The sequence below is a fragment of the Roseivivax isoporae LMG 25204 genome (assembly GCF_000521865.1).
Taxonomy (GTDB): Bacteria; Pseudomonadota; Alphaproteobacteria; order Rhodobacterales; family Rhodobacteraceae; genus Roseivivax; species Roseivivax isoporae.
The window spans coordinates 1-4,463 of the sequence record NZ_JAME01000086.1; the positions used below are offsets into that span (position 1 = coordinate 1).

Genomic DNA, 4,463 nt, shown 5'->3' on the forward strand with positions numbered 1-4,463 from the left:
CTTGCGGGTATTTGGAGTAATCCGTAGATAGCCCCTCACCGGCGGCGCTGAGGCGCGGACGGGACGCCAGACGGGGCGGCGGCGCGGAGACGGAAGTCGATGCGGTGCAGCAGACGAGGCGGACGGAACATCGAGAGGCATGACGGGCGGGCGCGCCGTGAAGTTAGGGCGCAACCGTTCGGTTTTGGTCTCTCACGCTCTTTGACATCGCGAGTATCTGAAGAGATATGCGGGCGGTTTCGGTTCATTTCGATGGATCAGACGTCTGTATGTCGGCTCACTAGGGACTTCGGTTCCGATGATGTGAGTGTCAGCTTCACTGTCTTGTATGGACTTCGGTTTCCTCTGGAGACTGAAGCACATCAGACAGATGACTCTATCGGTCCTAGCCGGGCCGATAGGATGTGCAGAGGTTCGAACGTCAAGGATAGTCCTTCGGGGCTTTCAACTTGAGAGTTTGATCCTGGCTCAGAACGAACGCTGGCGGCAGGCCTAACACATGCAAGTCGAGCGAAGCCTTCGGGCTTAGCGGCGGACGGGTGAGTAACGCGTGGGAACGTGCCCTTCCCTGCGGAATAGGCCCTGGAAACGGGGTTTAATACCGCATACGCCCTTCGGGGGAAAGATTTATCGGGGAAGGATCGGCCCGCGTCTGATTAGGTAGTTGGTGGGGTAATGGCCTACCAAGCCTACGATCAGTAGCTGGTTTTAGAGGATGATCAGCCACACTGGGACTGAGACACGGCCCAGACTCCTACGGGAGGCAGCAGTGGGGAATCTTAGACAATGGGCGCAAGCCTGATCTAGCCATGCCGCGTGAGTGATGAAGGCCTTAGGGTCGTAAAGCTCTTTCGCCGGGGATGATAATGACAGTACCCGGTAAAGAAACCCCGGCTAACTCCGTGCCAGCAGCCGCGGTAATACGGAGGGGGTTAGCGTTGTTCGGAATTACTGGGCGTAAAGCGCGCGTAGGCGGATTGGAAAGTTGGGGGTGAAATCCCGGGGCTCAACCTCGGAACGGCCTCCAAAACTCCCAGTCTTGAGTTCGAGAGAGGTGAGTGGAATTCCGAGTGTAGAGGTGAAATTCGTAGATATTCGGAGGAACACCAGTGGCGAAGGCGGCTCACTGGCTCGATACTGACGCTGAGGTGCGAAAGTGTGGGGAGCAAACAGGATTAGATACCCTGGTAGTCCACACCGTAAACGATGAATGCCAGTCGTCGGCGCGCATGCGTGTCGGTGACACACCTAACGGATTAAGCATTCCGCCTGGGGAGTACGGCCGCAAGGTTAAAACTCAAAGGAATTGACGGGGGCCCGCACAAGCGGTGGAGCATGTGGTTTAATTCGAAGCAACGCGCAGAACCTTACCAACCCTTGACATCCTCGGACCGCTCCGGAGACGGAGTTTCCACTTCGGTGGCCGAGTGACAGGTGCTGCATGGCTGTCGTCAGCTCGTGTCGTGAGATGTTCGGTTAAGTCCGGCAACGAGCGCAACCCACATCCTTAGTTGCCAGCAGTTCGGCTGGGCACTCTAGGGAAACTGCCCGTGATAAGCGGGAGGAAGGTGTGGATGACGTCAAGTCCTCATGGCCCTTACGGGTTGGGCTACACACGTGCTACAATGGCGGTGACAATGGGTTAATCCCCAAAAGCCGTCTCAGTTCGGATTGTCCTCTGCAACTCGAGGGCATGAAGTCGGAATCGCTAGTAATCGCGTAACAGCATGACGCGGTGAATACGTTCCCGGGCCTTGTACACACCGCCCGTCACACCATGGGAGTTGGTTTTACCTGACGACGGTGCGCTAACCTTCGGGAGGCAGCCGGCCACGGTAAGATCAGCGACTGGGGTGAAGTCGTAACAAGGTAGCCGTAGGGGAACCTGCGGCTGGATCACCTCCTTTCTAAGGATGACCCGGTCAGCATCGTCACGACGATGCTCGAAGGTCACTTAGCAGCTTCTTCGGAAGCATATCGGACCGGACCGTCCTCATATCTCTTCAGACTTATGGAAAAGAGCAGGATGCGGGAAATCACCTGCGATCCGCCAGGGTCGCGCTCGTATCCGCACGCCGGCGTACCTCGTGGCACTGCCACTCGGCTCATGCGGCCGGCATGAGGGTCGGTAGCTCAGGTGGTTAGAGCGCACGCCTGATAAGCGTGAGGTCGGAGGTTCAAGTCCTCCTCGACCCACCATCGCCCCGCTCACGCGTGGCATCATGGGGCCTTAGCTCAGCTGGGAGAGCGCCTGATTTGCATTCAGGAGGTCATCGGTTCGATCCCGATAGGCTCCACCAGCCGCCATATCCGATGGGATCGGCAAGCGCTGTGCGCAGCGCTTGCCCGTCCAATCGGACGACACTTGAAATCGTGAAGAGAGATACAATCAACATTGCCTGATGTCCGCGAGTGTGCGGAACATCTCGGCCGGTCTCGCCTCTGGCGAGCGGCGGGCAGGGGGTCTGCTGAGTAAGGCGCCCATACCCGTATCCCGGACCGAAACGGGCAATCGTTGTCCAAGTCAAGTACACTAACCAAGTGCCCTTGAGCAGACTGCGCAACGCGCAGGAGACTGAAGGGCGCGGGATAGTATGCTTTCTGATCCGGGAGAAAGGGCGGCGACGAACCAGCGCGGCCCGCGGCGACATGAAGATGTCTGTCTCTTTCCGGATCGGATCAAGCGCGAGAAGGGCGTTTGGTGGATGCCTTGGCAGTAAGAGGCGATGAAGGACGTGATACTCTGCGATAAGCCGGGGGGAGCCGAGAATTGGCACCGATCCCCGGATCTCCGAATGGGGCAACCCACCTGAATGTTGGTTATTACCGCTTCACGGCGGCTAATAACCTTCATGAACAGGTACTCAAGACCTGAATACATAGGGTTTTGAGAGCAAACCCGGGGAACTGAAACATCTAAGTACCCGGAGGAAAGGACATCAATAGAGACTCCGTTAGTAGTGGCGAGCGAACGCGGACCAGCCGAACCCTGAACGTGACCGGAAATACCTGGAAAGGTATGCCATAGCGGGTGACAGCCCCGTACGGGAAGCGTGACGGGACGTATCAAGTAGGGCGGGACACGTGTAATCCTGTCCGAAGATCGGAGGACCACCTCCGAAGGCTAAGTACTCCTTACTGACCGATAGCGAACCAGTACCGTGAGGGAAAGGTGAAAAGCACCCCGACGAGGGGAGTGAAACAGTACCTGAAACCGAGCGCCTACAAACAGTCGGAGCTTGACTGGACTCTTATGACGATCCGAGGCCATCGAGCCTTGCCATCGTCGCGGCCCGGAGCGCATACAGCCTCCGAGCAACGACGTGACAGGGCTTTACAAGATGGCTGATGGAACCTTTGCAGCGCTGCTGCTGATCGCGGGCCTCGCGGATATGGGGCTCACGCATTGCGGCAGCGGAGGCGGGTGCCTCGAGCGCACCGACGACATCCCGCGCCTGGCCTTCTCGGCCGGCACGGTGGTGGAGCGGCGCGCCGACGAGGGCACCGAGGTCTACCTGCGATACGATCCGCGGACACGCTTCGGTCCCTTCGGGACCGCGCTCGGCCTCTCGGCCGGCGACGGCGTGGGCACGTGGCTCGGCGCAGGGGTGACCTGGGACTGGCAGTTCGGGCGCACGCCGTTCTACGGCGAGCTGCACGCGATGCCGGGCCTCTACGTGGAAGGCGACGGCTTCGATCTCGGCGGCCCGGTGGAATTCCGGTCCGGGATCGAGCTGGGCTACGAGGCGGCAAATGGCTGGCGCTACGCGCTGAGCTACGACCACCGCTCCAATGCCGGCCTCTACGACGACAATCCGGGCATCGAGACGGTGCAGATACGGGTGTCGGTGCCGCTGCGATAGGGTCAGACGGGGCTCTCCCTGCCGGGGAGGGCCTTCCGGTCTTCGCGGGGCGAAGATCGTCATAAGTGTCCAGTCTTGTGACGGCGTACCTTTTGTATAATGGGTCATCGACTTGGTCTATCCAGCAAGCTTAAGCCGTTAGGTGTAGGCGCAGCGAAAGCGAGTCTTAATAGGGCGTCGAGTTGGATGGATCAGACCCGAAACCGAGTGATCTAGGCATGACCAGGATGAAGGTTAGGTAACACTAACTGGAGGTCCGAACCCACACCTGTTGAAAAAGGTCGGGATGAGTTGTGCCTAGGGGTGAAAGGCCAATCAAACTCGGAGATAGCTGGTTCTCCGCGAAATCTATTTAGGTAGAGCGTCATCCGAATACCCCGGGGGGTAGAGCACTGGATGGGTAATGGGGCCCCACAGGCTTACTGATCCTAACCAAACTCCGAATACCCGGGAGTACTAGATGGCAGACACACGGCGGATGCTAACGTCCGTCGTGAAGAGGGAAACAACCCTGACCTCCAGCTAAGGCCCCCAATTCATGGCTAAGTGGGAAAGCAAGTGAGACGGCCAAAACAACCAGGAGGTTGGCTTAGAAGCAGC

At 58.5% G+C, this 4,463-nt stretch carries 2 tRNA genes and 2 rRNA genes; all 4 read left to right on the top strand.

The window, feature by feature from the left end:
* Positions 1-445: 445 nt before the first annotated feature.
* Positions 446-1,907, top strand: a 16S ribosomal RNA gene (locus RISW2_RS22505).
* Positions 1,908-2,122: 215 nt separating this feature from the next.
* Positions 2,123-2,199, top strand: a tRNA-Ile gene (locus RISW2_RS22510).
* A 25-nt stretch (positions 2,200-2,224) separates the two neighbouring features.
* Positions 2,225-2,300 (top strand) — tRNA-Ala (locus RISW2_RS22515).
* 377 nt (positions 2,301-2,677) lie between these two features.
* A 23S ribosomal RNA gene (locus RISW2_RS22520) occupies positions 2,678-4,463 on the top strand; the annotation flags it as partial.